The organism is Mesonia sediminis (assembly GCF_042684705.1).
GTDB classification, from domain to species: Bacteria; Bacteroidota; Bacteroidia; order Flavobacteriales; family Flavobacteriaceae; genus Mesonia; species Mesonia sediminis.
The window spans coordinates 103644-126182 of sequence record NZ_JBHULZ010000014.1; the positions used below are offsets into that span (position 1 = coordinate 103644).

A 22539-nucleotide genomic window follows, 5' to 3' on the forward strand; every position below is an offset into this window, starting at 1 on the left:
TCTCTTTACAGTTGGGCCTCAACTTTGTCAATTACTTTGCTAGCCCTAATGACAGGTTATTATACCGGTGGTTATGCTACCACCAAAACAAAAACAAGCACACCAAAAGCCATTTTTCTAGTTTTTCTTATCAGTGGCTTAATGGTGATGCTACAGCCTAGCTTAGGTAGAACCGTTATGCAAGAAACCATTAAGCTCCCATTTTTTACCGGCATTATACTTTCTCAACTTATCTTTTTATTTCCTCCCGTTTTTCTAATGGGTATGATGAGCCCAATGATCATTGAGCAAATCAACCAAACGGTACAGCGGGCAGGCAAATCTGCTGGTAACATCTACGCCATTTCTACTTTTGGCGGTATTTTATTCACGCTGCTTTTCGGGTTTCTAATTATTCCTAAATACGGTATTAGCTTACCGGTTATTCTATTAGGTGCTTTCGTAATATTATTTTCGGCTGTACTATTATTACGGCAAAAAATTTCTGTACCGATGGGCTTGGTTTTAGCATTGATAATTTTAGCCCAATTTAGGCAAGCTTATGTAAGCTATCAAGAATACTCTCCCATTCACGCTAAGGGAGAAAGTTTAGTAGAATATTCAGAAGGTTTGCTAGGCGAAATCAGTATCAGTAATCAAAATTTAAAAAGTCCAGACGGTCGTCCCTTTAAAGCTAGAATGCTCAAGGTAAATAACGTGATGCAAAATCAAGCCGTGTTAAACTACCCCAAAGCCAGTTTGGTTTATTATGTAAACTTTATTCGCAATTTGGTAGGACAATTGCCTAAGAAAGAATCAGCACTAATTGTAGGTCTAGGTGCAGGTAATATATACTCAGACATGCAATTGTACAATATAGATGTAGAAACCGTAGAGATTGATCAACGCATTTATGATTATGGGGTAAAGTATTTTAAAATGAAACCACACCCCGAAAAAAGTCATATTACCGATGGGCGCTACTTTATTAATACCGCACAAAAACAATACGATATCATTGTACTCGATGTTATTGTTGGCGAAAATGTAGCCAAGCAATTGGTAACCTTAGAAAGTTTCAAAAAAATGTATGAGCTATTACCCGATCAAGGCACCTTAATAATTGAACATGGCGGTATTCAAGATTTTTCTAAAAACAAGTTTGTACCTAGCCTGCATAAAACGCTTGGTCAAGCCGGATTTGAGGTTAGTATGTTCAATCCCGTTAAAGCACCCAATAATCGGTATGGCGATGTTTTGTTTGTTGCCACCAAAAATAAACCCATAGATAAAAACAATATATTTGTTGCTGAAGACATGCTACTCTCGGCGGGTCCCATTAGTCAATATGAAGTTTTTTTAAATGATTTTGATACTTCCGTCCCAGCGGAATTACTTACCGATGATAAAAATAAAACCGACATATTACTTAGAGATCACTACTTACATATCCGCGAAAAGCGAAATTAAGCTAAAGCCGAAGACTACCGGCCCTAAATAATTGATAAAGCTTCATAATAAAAATCGTTCAACTTTTAGAACATCAATAAGATTCTGCTCCCACTATTCACTGGGCGGTACAAACCACAAAGGCTGCTTTTAAAAAATTCGGGGTAATCGTAAACTTAATTTTTTAGCCTTAAACCGCTTTTTTGACTTAACAAGAATCGAATTAAGTTGAAAGCAACCAAAATTCCCGTCTTAGGGTTTTAAAAGCTATGTCGAAAAAATTATCTTTGCCCTACAAATGCAAACGACATGAAAAATACAAAAATTGTAGAAGTATTAAAAACCGATCCTGTACTGCAAGAGATAAGCGTGCAAGGATGGGTACGTGCCTTTAGAAGTAACCGCTTTATTGCTCTTAATGATGGTTCTACGATAAATAATATACAAGCCGTAGTTGACTTTGAAAATACACCACAAGAAATCTTAGATGAAATTAATATTGGCGCTGCCCTACATATTACTGGAACTTTAAAAGAAAGTGAAGGTAAAGGGCAAAAGGTAGAAATTGCTGCCAAAGAGATTACTATTCTAGGTAAAGCCAACTCTGATGATGTAAAAAAAACCATCCTTTCTCCTAAGCGTCATAGTCTAGAAAAACTTAGAGAGCAAGCTCACTTACGCGTACGTACCAATACCTTTGGTGCAATTATGCGCGTACGTGCCAAATTATCTTTTGCGGTGCACCAATACTTTAATGAAAACGGATTTTATTACGTAAACACGCCTATTATTACGGGTAGTGATGCCGAGGGTGCAGGCGAAATGTTTCGCGTTACTAACTTTGACCTAAACAACCCTGCCAAAGATGAAAATGGTAAAGTAAATTTTAAAGAAGATTTCTTTGGTAAAGAAACCAATCTTACCGTTAGCGGACAGTTAGAAGCCGAAACTTATGCAATGGGCCTTGGTCAAGTTTATACCTTTGGACCTACGTTTAGAGCAGAAAACTCAAACACCTCAAGACACTTAGCTGAATTTTGGATGATTGAGCCAGAGGTTGCCTTCTGTGATTTAGATGGCAATATGGATTTGGCCGAAGATTTTATTAAATATGTTTTAAACTATGTGCTTACTCATTGTGATGATGATCTCGCATTCTTAGAAAACCGCTTAATTCAAGAAGATAAGGCAAAGCCCGAAAAAGATAGAGCGCCCATGCCCTTACGAGAAAAATTAAAGTTTATCACAGAAAATAATTTCAAACGAGTAAGCTATACAGAGGCCATAGAAATTCTTAAAAATTCTAAACCGAATAAGAAAAAGAAGTTTGATTATTTAATTGAAGAGTGGGGTGCCGATTTGCAGAGTGAGCACGAGCGTTATTTGGTAGAAAAACACTTTAAGTGCCCAGTGATTTTATTTGATTATCCTGCGCAAATAAAAGCCTTTTATATGCGTTTAAATGAAGACGGCAAGACCGTTAGAGCAATGGATGTTCTTTTCCCTGGTATTGGCGAAATGGTAGGTGGTTCGCAACGTGAAGAACGTTTAGAGGTACTACAAGAAAAAATGAAAGAGTTTAATATAGACGAGGAAGAACTATGGTGGTACCTAGATACCCGCCGTTTTGGTTCTTGTGTTCACAGTGGTTTTGGACTGGGCTTTGAACGTTTGGTGCTTTTCGCAACCGGAATGAGTAATATTAGAGACGTAATTCCTTTTCCTAGAACACCCCAAAACGCAGAGTTTTAATAGCTCTTCATATGCCTAAGAATTAATTTTATTATTACGCTCAAGGCGGATCTAAACATAAAAAAACCCAGTTCTCACTGGGTTTTTTATTTATAGCTTTTTATTCTATTCTTTAAGCCTTCTTATTTCTTCTTTTTGACTCTTCACTTGCAGTCGTAAATAAAACACCTCCGCAATCAGATAAATCAACACAAAAAAGTTTTGCAAATCCATTGAAATTAAAGCTTTCCCCCACTCAAATCGCAACAATATAAAGCAAATAAAAAAGGCTCCTAATGCCACATAGCGCGTATATTTTAATAATTGCTTTAACATAAAAATTTTATTGGGGTTGCATCCAGGTTCTAAAATCTACTGCTTTTCCTATTATTTCACGTAATTGCGCAATAGGTACGCGCTGCTGCTCCATACTATCACGGTGTCTAATAGTCACTTGGTTGTCTTCTAAAGTATCGTGATCTACAGTAATACAAAAAGGAGTTCCAGCAGCATCCTGTCTTCTATACCTCCTACCTACGGCGTCTTTCTCGTCGTAAGTCACATTAAAGTCCCACTGTAAATCTTCTACTATTTTTTCGGCTATTTCGGGTAAACCGTCTTTCTTAACTAACGGCAAGATGGCCGCTTTATAAGGTGCCAATATAGCAGGTAATTTAAGGACGGTTCGCGTAGTGCCTCCTTCTAATTCTTCTTCCTGTAAAGCACTAGAGAAAACCGCTAAAAACATACGGTCGAGTCCTATAGAAGTCTCAATAACGTAAGGGGTGTAATTCTTATTCAATTCAGGATCAAAAAACTGTAATTTTTTACCAGAGTGCTGCTCGTGGGCTTTCAAATCAAAGTCGGTTCTAGAATGTATGCCCTCTAATTCTTTAAAACCAAATGGAAAATTAAACTCGATATCGGTAGCGGCATTGGCGTAATGAGCCATTTTTTCATGATCATGGAAACGATAATTATCATTGCCTAAGCCCAATGATCGATGCCAATTTTGTCTGGTTTCTTTCCAATACTCAAACCACTTGAGTTCTTCGCCTGGGCGAACAAAAAACTGCATTTCCATTTGTTCAAATTCGCGCTGGCGAAAAATAAACTGTCTCGCTACAATTTCATTTCTAAAGGCTTTACCTATTTGAGCAATCCCAAATGGAATTTTCATACGCCCCGTTTTTTGCACGTTGGCAAAATTTACAAATATACCTTGAGCGGTTTCAGGTCGTAGGTATAAATCGGTAGCTGAATCTGCCGAAGCACCTAGTTTAGTGCCAAACATCAAGTTGAATTGTTTAACATCGGTCCAGTTTTTTGAACCGGTTTCGGGACAAGCAATCCCTAATTCTTCAATTAAAGCTTTAACATCGGCGAGATCTTCTTCGGTAAGTGATTTAGCTAAACGCTCCAGCACTTCTTTTTGCTCTTTACGATAACGCAATACACGCGGATTGGTGCTTACAAACTCCTCCTCATTAAAAGCATCTCCAAAGCGTTTCTTAGCCTTGGCAATTTCCTTCTCTGCCTTTTGATTAAGTTTCTCTGCATAGTCTTCTACCAAAACATCGGCGCGGTAACGCTTTTTAGAGTCTTTGTTATCAATCAAAGGATCGTTAAAAGCATCTACGTGACCCGAGGCTTTCCAAGTGGTAGGATGCATAAGAATCGCGGCATCTAAGCCAACAATATTTTGATGCATTTGCACCATGCTTTTCCACCAATAATCTTTTATATTTTTTTTGAGTTCTGCTCCATTTTGACCGTAATCATAAACGGCGCTTAATCCATCATAGATTTCGCTAGATGAAAAAATATAGCCATACTCCTTAGCATGGGCTATTACTTGTTTAAATGTGTCTTGTTGTTTTGCCATAGCACAAAAATAGTAATATTATACCAATATTTTATCTTGTCTTTTTTAAGGTTTTTATTCTAGATTCAACTCTTGAGTGCCTACCTTACGGTCACCAAAAAATAAGTTGATTACATAGCGGCCCGCTATAAAATTTTCTTGTTCAAAATGCATACAAATATCAAGTTGCTTTTGCTCATAACTAAATTTATGCTTTAGAGAATAAACCAACTTTTGACTGCCCATTCTAAGGTTCCCTTTGCTCCCTAGAAGGTTGTTTTTAGGATTGATAATTTGAATATACATTTCATACTCCCCTGCCTGTGCCAACGTGTTAGCTTGAATCTGGGTGCAAATTTCTAAAACTCGTGTTTTTTTTGCTTTACGGATTGATTTACTCCCTGGCCTGACCGATGCCTTGGCATGCACTTTATTTTGCCCAAATTCAAGCTGTGAAGCATTATCTAATTGACTATTGAGCAACTGGTTCTCCCTTACTAAGGAATCGCTCTTTCTTTGCTCGCGCATTTGGGCTGCTTTTGCCAATTTAACATCGTCTTCTAAATTACGCTTCAAAGCCTGTAGACTATCAACTTGTCTTTGCAAGCCGTTGGTTTTTTGCTTGTATTTGATAGCTAGTAATTCAACTTTAGAAAGTTGTTGCAAATCAATTTGCTGCACATCTAAACTATCTAACAAACCCTTAATTCGGTCGGCGTCTTTTTGTACCTGATGCTTTAGCTCTTTATTCTCTTGAATTACTTGCGCATATTGCTTGCGTAAAGCATCTAATTCGGTGCGTAAACGTTCCTTTTCCTGTGCTATAATAGCCAAGTTTTTTTTGTTTTCTTGATAAAAATTTAGCGTAAAAAACACAGAGATTATCAAGATCCCGGCAAGCATTAGCATGAGTACCTTGAGTATGTTTTTATTATTCTGAATATTCATAAGCCTCTCTTTTCAAGAATTTTACGTAAATTAAACAAGCCTAATGAAAAGCAACTAATCTTGTTATTAAATTTTTTATTTCCAAAAACCTGCGCCTGTTGTGCTGAGCACCTACTCAATAGTGAACAAGTAATTTGTTTGGCTTGTCATTATTTGTTACCGATGGCCAATGCACAATTAACCAACGAAAATACAGTAAAAAAAGTATTTTCGGGAAGAATACCCTTAGAGAATGCCTGTAGCTTGTTTATTTTTGAGAAAAACTCGTTGGTGCAACATTTAATGCATGAATTAAAGTATAAAGGTCGGGTTGAAATTAGTTTTTATTTGGGAAAATGGTTGGGTGCTATTCTAAAAGAAGTAACTGCTTACCAAAATATAGATTATGTAATTCCCATACCGTTACATAAGCGCAAATTGGCAAAGCGAGGCTATAACCAAGTAGCCGGATTTGGACAAGAAATAGCAAAAGCACTTGGGACTAAATACACCCATCAAGTGCTCATAAAAAACAATCCCTCTAAAACACAAGTTTTTAAAGATAGATTTGCCCGTGCCCAGTTACAACACCATCTATTTGCTTTAAAGCGGACTGAGTTACTTAAAAACAAACATATTCTATTGGTAGATGATATTATTACTACCGGTGCAACCTTAGAAACCTGTGCTAAAAAACTATTGGATATACCCGGACTTAAAATTAGCATCGCCAGTATGGCTTTAACTATCTAACTTTAACACTTTATTCATTTTATCAAATAATAGACTCATCTCTTTCAACTTAATAATTTTTTAACACAAATAAAATCAGTAAAACAATTAAAGACACTTTCTTCGCATTTTTATTAAACAGTTTCAAAACCAACCCGCTAATTATCTCGTTTTTTATTTATAATTAATCTAGATAAAGTTATACATTTGCGCTTATTTAGAATAAATTTAAGTAACAAATGAGGTTTTTACTTGTACTTTTTATCACGGGACTCGGTCTTTTAGACTTGCAGGCGCAAGAGTTGACCAATTTAAGGAGCCTAACTGGACAGGTAGTCTTTAAAGATGGTAGCCCTGTGGTATCGGCACTCATTTATGTTCCTGCAAATGCAAAATCGGCGTATTCTGATGAGCAAGGTTATTTTAATATTTCGGGCTTAGCCGCACAAGAATATGAGGTCATTATTCAACCTTTTGGACAAAAAGAAATTCATCTCACTACCGATTTAAGCGAGCATTCAGACAATCTTTATATAGCACTACAACAAGAAACCAATTTTGCTTTAGAAGACGTTGTAATTAAAAGCAAATCTAAAATCCGCGAAAGCAAAGAAAAGGGCTACAATATAGAGGTGGTAAACACACAGGCCTATACGGTACAAAATGTAGTCGCCAGTGAGTTATTAGATCGATCGGCAGGGGTAAAAATAAGACAATCTGCAGGATTAGGCTCTCATATCGATTTTAATTTAAATGGTCTAACGGGAAACTCTGTTCGCATTTTTATAGATGGAATCCCATTACGCAATTACGGTAAAGCCTTTTCTTTAAACAACATACCGCCCAGTATGATCGAACGAATTGAAATTTACAAAGGGGTGCTACCAGGTCACCTTACCGAAGACGCTTTAGGTGGCGGCATAAATATAATTCTTAAGAAAGAAAAAAAGAACAAGCTTTCGGTTGCTTATGGTTACGGCTCATTTAATACCCACCAGGCCGACGTGAACGCTAATTTATTTGATAGTAAAACCGGACTTAATGCTCAAATAGGTGCTTTTTATGCTTACACCGATAATAATTATGAGGTTTACGGAGACAATGTTTATGTTATTAATCCGCAAACGGGTAAAGTAAAATATGTTAAGGCAGAGCGGTTTCACGATAGTTATGAGTCTAAGGGTATTCAAGCCAATTTAAGTTTACGCGATAAGTCTTTTGCAGATGAGTTGAGTCTAGGTTTGCTATTTTCTGATATGGATAATGACATACAAACCGGTGCAACCATGGATGTGGTTTATGGCAATAGAAGGTCTGAGCGCGACACTCGTATGTTTAACTTAAAATACGAAAAAGACAACTTAATCTTACCCAATCTAAGCGCAAAAACCTTTGTATCTTATTCGCAAACCAATCGTAAAGTTATTGACACTATCCCTTATATGTATAATTGGTTGGGCGAGATTGTTCGAGATCAAGATGGCAACCCCATTAATTGGAGAAATTCAGGAGGAGAGGCAGGCCCCGCTACGTTAGCCAATAATAACGAGAAGAACTTTGCCAATAGAACCGGATTAGGATATTCTTTTTCTGATACTCAGAAACTAAATGCTAACTTTTTTTATAACCAATTTACTCGGGATATAGACGACCCAAAATTACCTGAGGCCGAAAATGAACTGCTTGACACGCGCTTTTTAAGTAAAACCATTCTCAGTTTCTCTTATGAAGCCAAATGGTTACAAGAGAAGCTCAGCTCAACCTTATTTTTTAAGAACTACCACCAAAAAGTAAAGCTTACAGACTACACCAAAAGACAAGACAAGCTTACCGCTACTGCGTATGATAAAAAAATAAGTTTTAACGGCTATGGTGCAGCATTCTCCTATGCTTTGACCGATGAAATTTTGATTACCAGCTCGGTAGAAAAAGCCATACGCATGCCAGGGATATTTGAGCTCTTAGGTAATACTTCAGAAAATATTTTACCTACTTACAACTTAAGACCAGAAAACAGCACCAATGTAAATCTAGGCGCAAGTTTAGGCAACTTTAGCTTCAATAAACATCAGCTTAAAGCGGATATAAATTTTTTCTTAAGAGATATTAGCGATATGATTGTACGTGGAATTGCAAGCAATATCACCGATCAATACGGATTTGAAAATCTAGGTAAGGTACGCAGTACAGGGGTAGACCTCGAAATGAATTATAACTATGACAAGCGCTTTACCCTTACCGCCAACCTATCTAATTTTAATGCCCGTTATAACTTAAAGTTCGATGAGTATGGCTCAGAATACATTTATTATGGCGACCGCTTGCGTAATGCTCCATTTCTAACGGGTAATTTATATGCCAATTATGAGTTTAAAAATTTATTTAAGCAAAACCACGGGCTCAATTTACACTACAATTTTGGCTATACGCATCGGTTTTTTAGAAACTGGGAAAGCCTAGCCAGTAAAGGTAAAGCTTATATACCCACACAAGCCGTGCACAGTGCAGGGGTGAATTACCGTTTTCCCGGAAACAAGGTTGTACTTGGCTTTGATGCCAAGAACATTACCAACGAGCATTTATTCGACAATTGGGCACTGCAAAAACCAGGTAGAGCCTTCTATTTTAAAATAACCTATAACGCAATATAAACCTAAATACTATGATTTTTAAAAACACCTTTTTAAGTAAAAGTAAAATTAATTTGCTTGCCGCGATTGGCCTTTCATTAAGCTTGTTTAGCTGTGATACTGATGATGATAACGGCAGCAAAACCACTCCGCCTGTTGGGAACCAGTCCTATTACAATGTGGTATTTGGAGTAAGTTCTGAGGGTAACTCGGGAACCTACGCACAGGCACTTGAAAATATCTCTGAGGGTAACATCAGTTTTAACGGTAAAGGTTTTGAAGTACCTTCGGTAAGAACAGCTAGAATCTACGGATCTCCTTCGGGTGAATTTTTATATAATCTTAGCTATGGTGGCGGCATGATTTATAAATACCAAGTAAATGGCGGATCGAATTATACCCAATTAGCCGAAACTAATGTACAGGTAGCAATGGGTACCGCCTACCCGCGTTGGACAGTGGTAAGCAAAGACAATGCTTTAGTGCATACGATTAACACCGAAAACCAATACGATGAGAACGAGAACTACACTTACACTAAGTCTGAGGCCGTATTACAGAATATTGGTTTAGAGAATATGAGTTTAGAAGAAAAAAGCGTATTGGAAATACCAAGTTTTGAGGAGAACTACCATATCTGGAGAATAGATAACCCGACTATCAAAAACGGAAAGGCTTACTATGGGGTGGCAATGCGCCAGTTTGATCCTGCTACGGGTGAAAACGTAAACCCAGAAACCTATAAAGCAACTACTATGGTGGTAGATTATCCTGAATTGACCAATTTACAATTTTTACGGTCTGAAAATGCTCAAGGTTCTACTTATGGATACAGAACTCCTGTCTATCACGGTGACGAGCAAGGTGATATTTATCATTTAACCAGCAACCCTGCTAAGCTTTTAAAAATAAGTAACGAAGACTACGACAACAGCTACTCATTTGATTTAGCTAATGCTTTAGGAATGGCCGAAGTGGGTGCAAACGGTTGGTTCTATGTAGGTAACGGAATCGGTTACGTTCCTTTTTACGATGCTAGCAAAGGTCGAGGAAAAGAAGAAGCCGCTTGGGGAGTAGCACGTATTGATATTTATAACCAAACAGCTACCAAATTAAACCTTCCTAATAACCTGTGGATGTGGTACTACCAATCGGGTGTGGTAGGTAGAGATGGTAAATTCTATATGGCTATTACCCCACTAGGGCAAAAGGGTAACATCTATAAATTTGATCCTAACAGTACATCGCCAGATGCTTTTGAAGTTGGTGCACAGCTAGAAAACGGAGCAGATTCATTTTACTTGGGGGTTTATTAAAAAAATACCCAAAACTAAAACCAAAAACCTGCTCTAAAAATGGAGCAGGTTTTTATAAAAGTCCGACTTTTACAATTATTAAAACTAGACATAATACATTATGAAACATTTACTTCAAATAAGCCTGATACTTTTGCTGAGTTTATCGGCAAATGCACAAGATAATATCTTTTGGTCTGCCGATTTCTGGAAACAAAATCCCGATATCGCCACCATTGAAGCAAAAATAAAAGAAGGTAATAGTCCAACTGCTTTAAACTCTCGCGGTTTTGATGCCGTAAGCTACGCCATTCTTAATAAAGTTTCTAATGCTAGTATTAAATATCTTTTAGAGCTACCAGGAAACGAAGTAAATAAGCTTACCCACGACAAACGCACCTATATTTTTTGGGCGGCCAATAGAGGTAATGTGGCCCTGCTCGATTATTTATTTAAAAAGGGAGCAAACCCAAAAGTTTTTGACAACCGGCTGTATAGCCCAATTATGTTTGCGGCACGGGCTGGACTTGAAAACACAGCGGTTTATGATATCTTAATTAAAAATGGAGTTGATCCAGCCTATGCAAATCCCAAAGGAATAAACGCTCTTTTAGTGTTGGCAGGGACCGCAAAAGACTGGTCAATTTTAGACTACTTCATCAAAAAAGGATTGCCGATAGATCACACCGACAAAACTGGAAAAAATGCTGTTGATTATGCGGCGGTAACCGGTAATAAAAAAATAATGACCGAACTAATCCGTAAAGGAGTAGCTTATAAAGACATTAATAAAGATAATACCAATTTGTTTCATCAAGCAGCAAGCAGTAGTCGCGCAGGCGATAATAAACTTGAATTTTTTAAATACTTGAATGGTCTAGAGCTTGATCCGCTTCAAAAAGATCAGGAAAACAAAAACATACTCCATTATTTGGCAAAAAATAATTCACACCCAGAAAACCTCGATTACTTCTTCTCTAGAAAAGTTGATATAGACGCTATAGATAATCATGGGAATTCCGTTTTACTATATGCTGCCTCGCACAATAATTTACCAGTGGTTAATTTTGTGTTAGACCAAAGTCAAAGCATTAACCACACCAATAAAGCAGGTGAAAGTGCATTGAGTTTAGCGGTACAAAACAATAGCTCAGAGATAGTAGCGATATTATTAGAAAACGGAGCGCATACCAATATCGTTAGTCAAGACCAAAGAACCCTACTGGGTCATTTGATTGCAGGATACTCAGCGCGATCAAAAGAAGATTTTTATAAAAAATGGGAATTGCTTAAAGCCAAAAATCTTAACTTTAAAGCGAAACAAGGTAACGGGAATACCCTATTGCATTTAGCTGCCGAAAAAGAAGACCTCAACTTGATCGACGCATTGTTGCAAGAGGGGGTTGATATCAACGCCCAAAATGACGAGGGAGTAACCTTACTTCATAAAATAAGCTTAACGGCAAAAGACAGCAAAATGTTGAAAGAATTAGTGAAACGCGGTGCCGACCCAAGCATTAAAACGCTTTTTGAAGAAACCGCCTATGACATGGCACGTGAAAACGAGTTACTAAAGAATGAAAACATCCAATTTTTAAAATCATAAATCAAGTTATGCGAATCAAATCTGCAATACTTAGTATATTTCTATTAGCCTTAATGGCTTTTAACACCAACACTAGCTCCTCATATAAGTGCCTTATTCAGTTAAAGAATTATGAAGGAGAAGGCGCTTATGTAGTAGTATCGGTGGTAAACCAAGCCAACGAATACCAAAAAACCTTACAAGTTTTAGGCGATGACTCAGAGTGGTACAAAGACCTTCCTCAATGGTATGCACATTGGCAAAAAAAGACCGAAAGCATAGACGCTATAACGGGAGCCACCATTAGCGGTGGGGAGCGTGCCATAAAAATACTTGAAATACCCACACACACCATAGATGCAGGTTACAAGCTAAGATTTGAAACCGCTGTAGAAGATCAAGATTATTTTGCAACAGACTTGGAGTTTGAGCTCACCCAAGAAAACCTCAAACAAAAACAAGAAGGTAAAGGCTACATACGGTACGTACGCCTACTCGAACAAAAATAAAGCAACAAAAGTTAGACGAGCGCTTGTATGAGTATATCCCCTTGGAGATTGATTCACTTGGCCTTAGCCTGGGTAAGTTTTCTGTTTCTGGCATTGGCCAGTTTAACCGGAATTATACTCGGGCTAGCCCCAATAGATCAAAAGCTGCAACAACACAACCGCTTCTCCCTAGAAGATATTAGCCTAGCTAGCACGCTTGAAAAGCTCAGCCAATCTCAGGAAGAAGTACTTTGGTTAGAGGTAGACAACAACGGTGGTGTATTGGCATCGGTGGTGAATGCCAAGGGTGAAAACCAAGAGGTTTATATCAATCCGCTCACCGGGGAGATTTTAGCGGTTAAAGAGCCCGAAAAACCTATCTATTTATGGGCAAAAACCTTACACCGCTCTTTATTTTTAAAATCTACGGGGCGTTTTCTTATCGGCTTAACTGCTTTTGTGTTGTTTTTTATCGCTTTAAGCGGAATTTTTCTCGTTAGTAAACGCCAAGGCGGTTTTAAAAAGTGGTTTAAACCCATTATAAAAGACAAATTTTATCCGTTATGGCATGCGCTTTTAGGACGTTGGTTATTGCTACCCATTTTAATTATCGCTCTAAGCGGGAGCTATCTTAGCTTGCTTCAATTTAACCTCATAACCCCAAACGATGCCAAGCATCAATTAGATGAGCACGAATGGCAAGAAAGCGAACCGCAAAAAGTAAGTAGATTTAAAATCTTTAATGAGACCATGTTAGGCGATTTGAAACGCGTAGAATTTCCTTTCTCGCCTTTCCCCGAAGATTATTTCAGTTTACAAACACGCACACAACACTTTATAGTCAATCAGTTTAACGGGGAAATCATCAGTGCGCACACCTACCCTATAAGCCACGTTTTAGCTCATTATAGTATGATATTGCATACCGGTCAAGGCAGCTGGCTGTGGTCTATCATACTTGTTTTGGCTAGTATAGGAATTTTGTTTTTTATTTATTCTGGCTTTAAAATTATGTGGTCCAGGCAATCGGGAAAAATTAAGAATCATTATGCGCTTAAAGACTGTACTCATCTTATTCTAGTAGGGTCTGAAGGCGGAACTACTTTTAATTTTGCAAGAGCGCTTTACGCGGAATTGATTCGGTTAGGAAAACGCGTTTACTTGGCAGAGATGAACCAAGTGCAACTAAAGCCTAAACTTGAGCACCTAATTATTATGACCGCCACCTACGGAAATGGTGAAGCACCTAGCAACGCTCAAAAATTTCTAAAACACTTACAAAAACAGCACACATCAAATGAAATTGGTTTTACTGTTTTGGGTTTTGGTTCGAGAAGCTACCCACATTTTTGTGCATTTGCTAAAGAAGTGCAATCCGCTTTAAGCGAAACAAATTACTTTAAGGAAGAAATGCCTTACACTAGCATAAACAACCAATCTACCGAAGCTTTTAAAACTTGGATGATGGATTGGTGCGATAGGTTAAATATTCCTGCCAGAATACCCAAAAACATCGTCAAACCAAGAAAAATAAAGCAACAACAATTAGTTTGCACGCAAAACATAAAAAAAGGACAAGGATTAGATGCTAGCTTTTTACTTTGTTTAAAGCCCAAAGGGAGGTTAAAGTTTAAATCGGGAGATTTGTTATCGATAGTTCCACCAGAAGATCAACGCGAACGATTGTATTCTATTGGTAAATCTAAAGACAATGAAATGTTAATTGCGGTAAAACGTCATGAATTTGGTGTAGTCTCCAACTGGCTGTATCAATTAAATATAAACAACGAGCTAAGCGCTGGTTTGGTGAAAAACAAAAACTTTCATTTACCCAAACGCGCAAAACAAGTTATTATGCTAGCCACGGGTACTGGTGTAGGCCCTTTTTTAGGTATGCTCCAGCATCCCAAACAACAAGTATGCTTATATTGGGGTGGCCGCAATCAAGAACAATTTTCTCCCTACCGAGAGCATCTAGAACGTGCCCAACAAGAAGGTAACTTATCTACTTTAAAATTGGCTTTTTCGCGCGAAACTAATCAGGAGAAAAGCTATGTTCAAGACCTGTTGATAAAAGATGCCTCATTTATTGCCGACGCACTTAAAAACAAAGCTGTTTTTATGATTTGTGGTTCAGTAGTCATGCAAGAGGCGGTTTTAGCATGTCTCAACAAAATTGCGCTCACGCACAACCAAAAAGCACTTTGCTATTATGAGAGCAGAAAACAGCTTAAAATGGATTGTTATTGATCGTACCTTAGTCTGCCAACTTATTTAATTGTGTTAGGTTAATTTATTCCGCTTAAGCACATAAAGCTCTTCTCTTCTATCTTTTAGGTTTTTTACGCTTCCAAAATTATGCAAATCGCGTAAGGCATCAAGATCTACATCGGCTATCAAAATCATTTCGGTATTGGGTGTGGTTTCGGCCTTTACCCCGTCGTACGGAAATTTAAAGTCTGAAGGGGTAAAAACAGCAGATTGTGCATATTGAATATCCATATTATGCACCTTTGGTAAATTACCCACACTGCCAGCAATGGCCACATAGCATTCGTTTTCTACCGCACGGGCTTGGGCGCAAAGTTTTACGCGTGAGTATCCGTTTTGGGTATCGGTTAAAAAAGGAACAAATAAAATTTGCATCCCCTCTAGAGCTAGAATCCGCGAAAGCTCAGGAAATTCAACATCGTAACAGATTAATATTCCTATTTTACCACAGTCTGTATCAAAAACCTGAAATTCTTCTCCGCCTTGCAACCCCCAAATTTGGGCCTCATCTGGAGTTACATGAATTTTTTTAAACTGCTCTACGAGGCCGTCTCTTTTACACAAATAACCCACATTGTATAGCTTGTCTTCTATAATTTCTGGCATACTACCGGTAATAATATTAATATTATGACTTACGGCTAGCTGCATCATTTTTTCTTTTATAGGCTGTGTATAGCCCGCTAATTCACGAATAGCTTCGGCTTCTGATAAATGATTGTATTTTGCCATTAAAGGCGCATTAAAAAACTCGGGGAACAACGCAAAATCTGATCGGTAGCCCGAAAGAGATTCTACAAAATACTCAACTTGATGCAGCAGTTCTTCTAAATTGTTATATGAGCGCATTTGCCACTGTACTAAGCCTAAACGCACCTCTGTTTTGGTAGACATAGGCGTACTGCTGTCTTTAGTGTAGTAAATATTATCCCATTGTAGCCATACCGCATACTCTTTTGACTGCTGGTCTCCCTCTAAATAATTAGAGAGAATTCTTACAGGTCTAAAGTCATTGGCCAATTGAAAGTTAAGCACAGGGTCTTCAATCTCGCAATTGCGTACTTTTTCTAAATAGGCTTTAGGCGTTAGTTCTTGGGCGTATTTGTGATAATTGGGCAATCTACCACCAAAGACAATCGCTTTTAAATTGAGTTGTTCGCATAGCTCTTTGCGGTAATCATAAAGTCGCCTTCCTAAACGCAAACCACGAAATTCTCTTTTTATGATGATATCAATTCCGTAAAGCATATCGCCATTTAGCGTATGATTTTTAAACTTGGCATCACCCACCACATCTTCATAGGTATGTTTCTCGTCTAGCTTTTTAGAATCGACAACAATAGAGAAGGCACAACCGGCTAGATTCCCGTTAACCATTACCACGACTTGCCCTTTAGGGAAAGTTTTAAGCAATTCTCTTAACTCTTCTTTTTTCCAATACGCATCGGGTGCATCGCCATAAATTTCGATAAAAACTTCTTTTAAGTCTTCAAAATCGTTTAAAGACAGGTAGCGCAATTCTATATGAGGAGCTTGGTTATTCATTAATATACAGTTTTAGACAAATGTTATTTTGCGAAAGGCGATAAGGGAAAAAGTAGCTATAAGTTTAAAGCGCTTCATATTGAAAGAAAAAAGTATATCTCATTTAAAAACAAGCAATTGAAAATAATTTTCAATTGCTTGTTGGTTAATTATCGTCTATAGGCTTCACAGCAATTTTTTTGCTTAGAAGTAGCGATTACATGCCTAATAAGTAGGCGAAAATTAAGGGAGCTACGATGGTAGCATCGCTCTCGATGATATATTTCGGGGTATTGATATCGAGTTTACCCCAAGTAATTTTCTCATTAGGCACAGCACCAGAGTATGAGCCATAGCTAGTGGTAGAATCTGAAATCTGGCAAAAATAGCTCCAAAATGGAGTGTCGGTTCGTTCTAAATCTTGGTAAAGCATGGGTACCACGCAAATAGGAAAATCACCAGCAATACCACCTCCTATTTGAAAAAAGCCAATACCATTAGACACCTCTGGTTTTGTGTTTTCTGTATACCAATCGGCTAGGAAAGTCATATATTCGATTCCAGATTTTACGGTAGCAGCTTTTAATTCACCTTTAACTACGTAGCTAGCAAAGATATTTCCCATAGTACTATCTTCCCAACCGGGAACCACTATAGGTAAATTTTTCTCTGCTGCCGCATACATCCAAGAATCTTTAACATCAATTTCATAGTGTTCTTCTAAAACACCAGAGAGTAAAAGCTTATACATATACTCGTGCGGAAAGTAGCGCTCGCCTTTGGCCTCTGCATCCTTCCAAATTTTTACAATATGCTCTTGAATACGCCTAAAAGCTTCTTCTTCGGGAATACAAGTATCGGTAACTCTATTGAGTCCTTTTTCTAGTAAATCCCATTCATCTTGGGGGGTTAAATCGCGATAATTAGGCACTCGTTTGTAGTGTGAATGCGCCACTAAATTCATGATATCTTCTTCTAAATTGGCGCCTGTACAAGAAATGATATGCACCTTCTCTTGGCGAATCATCTCGGCAAAAATTTTACCCAGTTCTGCGGTACTCATTGCCCCAGCTAAGGAAACCAACATCTTTGATCCCTGCTTGAGTTGCTTTTCATAACCTTTGGCGGCATCAACTAAACTAGCAGCATTAAAGTGCAAAAAATATTTTTCTATAAATTGTGAAATAGGTTTATTCATAGCGGTAGATTTTACATTAAGAAATCTATGAAAAGTAACTGCTTTACAGATCTCTATTTAGTTTATTTTAATATTCATCGGCTTCCCTCAGTTTGGAAGCATTAAATTTATAACTCAGCATTTTATAATATAATTTTGCCGCTAAAAAGTCTGAAGCTTTATGATTTTCATTGGGGCAAAGTTCTACGATGTCAAAACCGACTACATTTTTTGTTTTAAAAATCATCTTTAAAAAATCTAAGGTTTCATACCATAGTAATCCACCGGGCTCTGGGGTTCCTGTTGCGGGTAATATAGAAGGGTCAAAGGCATCTAAATCTATGGTGATAAAAACATTAGGGGTCATTTGTCCTATAGCGTCATCCATCCAGTCTTCGTATAAATCGTGAGCAAAATAAACCCGAGTTTCGTCCATAAACTCTTTTTCAGAAGCATCCATCGATCGTATTCCTACCTGAATAAGGTTGGTGTTTTTACTTGCCTCGTGCAACGCACAAGCGTGATTACAACTTGAACCTTCATAACTTTTACGCAAATCGGCGTGGGCGTCGATTTGAACTACACTTAGCTCTTCAAAGCTTTCGCTGAATGCACGAATACTACCAATAGACACCGAATGTTCCCCTCCAAAAAGCGTAACAAATTTATCTTGTTTCAAATAGTTTTTTACCGTTTTATAAACGCTCTCGACCATTTTTTCTGGCGAAGAATTTTCTGAAACAGCAGGAGCTAAATAAATACCTTGTTTATATACCTCACTTTGGGTTTCTATATCATATAGCTCCATATTCTCAGAAGCCTCCAAAAATGCAGCTGGACCTTTATCTGCACCTTTTTGCCAGGTACTGGTTCCATCATAAGGCACAGGTATTAATACCACTTTGGCATCATCTATACGTGCATATTTGTCGGGAATTCCCGCATAGTTTCTTTTAGTGTTCATAACCTAAAATTTTAAGTAAGTCTTCACTTTTTTGTTGTTCTTTAAAGAGTTGTGTTGAAAGACTGCCGTCTTCATTTTTTTGTATTAGCAGGTGTTTGGGCGCAGGAATTAAACAATGTTGTAAACCACCAAAACCACCAATGGTTTCTTGATAAGCGCCGGTGTTAAAAAATCCGATATACAAAGGTTTTTCCTTATCATAGCGCGGCAAATAAATGGCGTTCATATGCTGTTCTGAGTTGTAGTAATCATCAGAATCACAAGTTAAACCACCTAAAAGCACCCGTTCATAGCGATCGCTCCAACGGTTGATGGGCAGCATGATAAAACGTTTATTAATGGCCCAAGAATCGGGTAAGGTGGTAATGAATGATGAGTTAATCATATTCCACTTTTCACGATCGTTTTGTTGTTTTTGATATAAAATCTCATAAATGGCGCCTCCACTTTCTCCAACAGTAAAACTGCCAAACTCGGTAAAAATATGCGGCGGAGCTACACCTTCTTCTTCACAGAATAATTTAATTTGATTAATCACCTCATCGGCCATATAGGCATAATCATAATCAAACCCAAGCGAGTTTTTAATAGGAAATCCGCCTCCAATATTTAAGCTATCTAGCGTGGGACATATTTTTTTTAAGCGCGTATACACACGCAAACATTTTTGAAGCTCGTTCCAGTAATAAGCGTTGTCACGGATACCTGTATTGATGAAAAAATGAAGCATTTTAAGCTCGATTTGGTCATTATGCTTGATTTGATCTTCGTAAAACGGAACAATATTTTTATAACCAATACCCAAGCGTGAAGTATAAAACTCAAATTTAGGTTCTTCTTCTGAAGCGATACGGATACCGATTTTAAAATCTTTATGCGTTTGATTGGTTAACAATGCTATCTCCTCATAATTATCGATTACTGGGATACAATTTTCATGCCCTTCATTAATCAGTTGAGCGATGTTTTTTATGTATTGATCGCGTTTAAAACCATTGCAAATCACATAGGTTTGCTCGTTGATTTTGCCTTCTTTTTTCAAGTTTTGCACTATATCGATATCAAAAGCCGAGGAAGTCTCAATATGGATATCGTTGCGCAAAGCTTCGTGCAAAACGTGCTTAAAGTGCGAACTTTTGGTACAATAACAGTAATTATAACTCGCTGGGTAAGCGTGTTTCTCTATTGCCCCATTGAACCAGCTTTTAGCTCGTTGAATGTTATCTGAAATCTTAGGAAGATAGGTGAATTTTAAAGGAGCTCCGTACTCCTTGATTAAACCCATCAGATCTATTCCGTGAAAACGGAGTTGATCATTTTGCAATTGAAATTCATCTTGAGGAAAATCAAAAGTTTGTTCGATTAAATCGATGTATTTTGTGTTCATTGAATGTGTAAAGGGTAAATCGTCAATATTTTAGTTATTTAAATATATAAATACTATTGCAGAAATAAAAAAATAGTACGCTTAACGAATTTTATCTTGTAAGAAATTAGAGCCTTATAACAGACGCGTTTATAAGTACAAATGGAATACTTTTTTATAAATAAAAAAATAGTTTAAATGTTAAATTTTAAATAATTTTACACACTCCAAAATTCCTACATAACAGGCTCATAAATTACTGTTTTCCAGAAAAATAAACTATTGCTTTATATCAAAATCTTATTTCAATTTTTGAACATCTATAAACTTACTCATTTAAATAACGCAAATATTACATCACCGCTAAGGCATAAAAATTTAGCGCCAACAACTATTTTAAAGCGACAAAACAAATAAAATGGTATGGCCTGAATTAGAGGTATCCAATTTAAACAAAAAATTACTCCTATTTAATAAGTACAATCCAGTAGCTTATCGTGGGCGCTGGCTTACTTTAGCCAAAACTATTTCTATTCTAATAGGTTCGTTTATAGGTTCACTTTGCAATTTGTACGTTTTTTTCATGGTAAACTATACCCTTATAAAACGCTGAAACCCCCTGTAAATACAAGGGGTTTCGTCTTTTGTACTCAAGGCGGGAATCGAACCCGCACTTCCGAAGAAACTGGATTTTGAATAAAAATCCTAGTTCGATTAAAAGGATAAACCGCTAGCTGTTAGTTATTTGTTTTTATTAATATTGTTAGAATATATCATAAAAATGGCTCGCTTTATGGCTCTATATATTATAGTATTATTTTCTCTTTTCTAATTTTAACTTTAACGATATTTTTATTTGACAGTTTCAATATAAATAGCCGGAACAGATTCTAACTTTTTATATTTCTCTATGTAATTTATAGGTAACCATTTTTTATTTATTTCATAATATGAATTTTCAAAATAAGCAGGTGGATTTTCTAACTTTCTATTATAAACTACTCCATACTCGAGAGACCCCTGCAGATTTATAAAACCTATATATAAATATTTATAATTTTTCAGGATAATGTTTTCATTATCTAAATCAACTTTTAACCAATCGTTCTTAATACTTTTAGTATTAACAATCAATTTATTTGGAAGTAAATTTATTATGCTGTCATTGGGGTTTTTTGAGTTAGATTGAAATATGAGAAATTGAATATTTTTATTTTGACTCCGATGTTTATTTCCGTAAAAACCAGTAAAACCTTTTTTGATATATAGGTTAATATTTTTCACCTTTGCATTTACATATTCTTCAGCATTTAATTGAATTAATTTTCCAGAGACTGTACCACCACCAAAACCATTTATTTTTCTTTTTTCCTTCCTAATCCCTAGTATTTCATAATTCAGTTTCTTCTTAATGATTACTTCTTCCAAATGCAAACTTTTATCTAAAATTATTGAATCTTTTTCTAATTCTGAAAGTTCTAATTTTTGCGAATAGAAACCATCATAATGAATAAATAAAGAGTCTAAATTTTTCTTTTGACTTTTATGAATTATTAATTTATTAGAATTGTTGTTGTAAAGAACTTCTGTAGAATCTTTATAATAAAGGAAAAGCTGAAACTCATTTATAGCATCATTCCCATCAAATAAATTAATTTCTTTTACTTGTGCTAAAGTAATTATTGGTAGAAAAAAACAAAGAATTTGTAAAAAAAAATTTTGCATAATATGTATTAGTGAGGCTCATTTTGATGAACCTCACTATTTAACTTTAATAATATTTATTAACCATTAAACCAATCTTCAATTTCTTCATCAGAACAAGGTATTTGAGCGTCTCTTGGTTCACTTTTAAAGACTAAAAATTTCTTTACAACTTTTACGTCTTTTACTAAATGTGTATGTCCATTATATTCTTCAGCATGGCAAGGCCCTTCTTCAACAATTACTGAGCAAACCAAGCATTCAGTTTGGTTTCCTGGGGCAGGTTCAAATGGATTATCTACAGCAATTATAAGATTTTTCAAGTCGGTGTTTGTAAAACCAGACATAATCAACTGTTTTTCTATTTCATAAGATTCTTCAAGATTGTAATCTTGATTCAATTGAGCATTATAAACGAATTCTGATAAATTATTAATGGCATCTAATTGTTCTTCATTTAAATTTGAGTTTTCAGAAAAAATCTCATATTTAGTTTGCCAAACTATAGCCTTATCTTCATTAGATAAAGCGTCGTAGCTTTCTTGAGGGTTATCTGAATTCAAAACATCGTAGTAGATGCTGCTTGTAGAAAAAGTTGTTTTTTCAAACACTTCATTTTCTGTATTAATGGATTCTTCATCTTTCGAGCAACTAAAAATTGCTAATGAACAAACTAAGGCAAGAGTGATTTTTAAATAATTTATTTTCATGATTTTAATTTATTGGTGGGGTAAGTTAAACAAATAACATGTTTTGACCCCTATAAAACAAGAGTATTCTTTTAAATTTCGTTAGTTAAATTATGCGGTTAATTTTTTCATTAAAATTAGATGTTTTTTAGCGTTCCATTTTT

At 36.5% G+C, this 22539-nt stretch carries 17 protein-coding genes; 8 read left to right on the top strand and 9 right to left on the bottom strand.

All coding sequences use genetic code 11. The annotated features are described in order from the left end of the window. Both ACFSQ0_RS03035 and asnS read left to right on the top strand, forming a co-directional pair. A partial coding sequence (locus ACFSQ0_RS03035) for a fused MFS/spermidine synthase (RefSeq protein ID WP_379043927.1) occupies window positions 1–1449 on the top strand: 1449 nt, incomplete at its 5' end. Window positions 1450–1737: 288 nt separating this feature from the next. Then, window positions 1738–3180 (top strand): asparagine--tRNA ligase, encoded by a 1443-nt coding sequence (gene asnS, locus ACFSQ0_RS03040; RefSeq protein ID WP_379043930.1) that lies wholly within the window; start codon window positions 1738–1740, stop codon window positions 3178–3180. Between the two features lie 105 nt (window positions 3181–3285). On the opposite strand, the gene ACFSQ0_RS03045 is transcribed toward asnS, so the two are convergent. Genes ACFSQ0_RS03045 through ACFSQ0_RS03055 form a run of 3 tightly spaced genes read right to left on the bottom strand, consistent with a single transcriptional unit; the run spans window position 3286 to window position 5971 of the window. After that, window positions 3286–3495 (bottom strand): hypothetical protein, encoded by a 210-nt coding sequence (locus tag ACFSQ0_RS03045; protein ID WP_379043932.1) that lies wholly within the window; start codon window positions 3493–3495, stop codon window positions 3286–3288. Between the two features lie 7 nt (window positions 3496–3502). Further along, entirely contained in the window at window positions 3503–5044 is a 1542-nt protein-coding gene (locus ACFSQ0_RS03050; protein WP_379043935.1) for a glycine--tRNA ligase, read from the bottom strand. A gap of 54 nt (window positions 5045–5098) precedes the next feature. Continuing rightward, window positions 5099–5971 carry a hypothetical protein gene (locus tag ACFSQ0_RS03055; RefSeq protein WP_379043938.1) on the bottom strand — a complete coding sequence of 291 codons (873 nt, stop codon included), beginning with the start codon at window positions 5969–5971 and terminating at the stop codon, window positions 5099–5101. A gap of 162 nt (window positions 5972–6133) precedes the next feature. Here ACFSQ0_RS03055 and ACFSQ0_RS03060 point away from each other — a divergent pair, with 162 nt between their 5' ends. The 6 genes from ACFSQ0_RS03060 (at window position 6134) to ACFSQ0_RS03085 (ending at window position 14930) form a co-directional block, all read left to right on the top strand. Continuing rightward, window positions 6134–6703 carry a ComF family protein gene (locus ACFSQ0_RS03060; RefSeq protein WP_379043941.1) on the top strand — a complete coding sequence of 190 codons (570 nt, stop codon included), beginning with the start codon at window positions 6134–6136 and terminating at the stop codon, window positions 6701–6703. Window positions 6704–6921: 218 nt separating this feature from the next. Next, on the top strand, window positions 6922–9333 hold the full coding sequence (locus tag ACFSQ0_RS03065; protein WP_379043944.1) for a TonB-dependent receptor: 2412 nt from the start codon (window positions 6922–6924) through the stop codon (window positions 9331–9333). Between the two features lie 11 nt (window positions 9334–9344). Next, on the top strand, window positions 9345–10628 hold the full coding sequence (locus tag ACFSQ0_RS03070; RefSeq protein ID WP_379043947.1) for a hypothetical protein: 1284 nt from the start codon (window positions 9345–9347) through the stop codon (window positions 10626–10628). Between the two features lie 100 nt (window positions 10629–10728). Next, complete coding sequence (locus ACFSQ0_RS03075) at window positions 10729–12213, top strand: ankyrin repeat domain-containing protein (RefSeq protein WP_379043949.1); 1485 nt, start codon at window positions 10729–10731, stop codon at window positions 12211–12213. 8 nt (window positions 12214–12221) lie between these two features. Further along, window positions 12222–12701 (top strand): DUF2271 domain-containing protein, encoded by a 480-nt coding sequence (locus ACFSQ0_RS03080; RefSeq protein ID WP_379043952.1) that lies wholly within the window; start codon window positions 12222–12224, stop codon window positions 12699–12701. 27 nt (window positions 12702–12728) lie between these two features. Beyond that, a complete protein-coding gene (locus ACFSQ0_RS03085; protein WP_379043955.1) occupies window positions 12729–14930 on the top strand; it encodes a PepSY domain-containing protein in 2202 nt (733 codons plus the stop codon). Window positions 14931–14963: 33 nt separating this feature from the next. On the opposite strand, the gene ACFSQ0_RS03090 is transcribed toward ACFSQ0_RS03085, so the two are convergent. From ACFSQ0_RS03090 to ACFSQ0_RS03115, 6 genes are all read right to left on the bottom strand, one after another. Further along, window positions 14964–16496, bottom strand: a complete 1533-nt coding sequence (locus ACFSQ0_RS03090; RefSeq protein WP_379043958.1) for a carbon-nitrogen hydrolase family protein — start codon at window positions 16494–16496, stop codon at window positions 14964–14966. A gap of 196 nt (window positions 16497–16692) precedes the next feature. Continuing rightward, a complete protein-coding gene (locus ACFSQ0_RS03095; RefSeq protein ID WP_379043960.1) occupies window positions 16693–17673 on the bottom strand; it encodes a deoxyhypusine synthase family protein in 981 nt (326 codons plus the stop codon). A gap of 67 nt (window positions 17674–17740) precedes the next feature. After that, complete coding sequence (gene speB, locus ACFSQ0_RS03100) at window positions 17741–18616, bottom strand: agmatinase (protein ID WP_379043963.1); 876 nt, start codon at window positions 18614–18616, stop codon at window positions 17741–17743. After that, complete coding sequence (locus tag ACFSQ0_RS03105; RefSeq protein ID WP_379043966.1) at window positions 18606–20003, bottom strand: arginine decarboxylase; 1398 nt, start codon at window positions 20001–20003, stop codon at window positions 18606–18608. Before ACFSQ0_RS03105 ends, speB begins: the two co-directional genes overlap by 11 nt. Window positions 20004–20834: 831 nt before the next feature. Further along, entirely contained in the window at window positions 20835–21707 is an 873-nt protein-coding gene (locus ACFSQ0_RS03110) for a hypothetical protein (protein WP_379043969.1), read from the bottom strand. Window positions 21708–21766: 59 nt separating this feature from the next. Next, window positions 21767–22396 (bottom strand): hypothetical protein, encoded by a 630-nt coding sequence (locus ACFSQ0_RS03115; protein WP_379043972.1) that lies wholly within the window; start codon window positions 22394–22396, stop codon window positions 21767–21769. Between the last annotated feature and the right edge of the window lie 143 nt (window positions 22397–22539).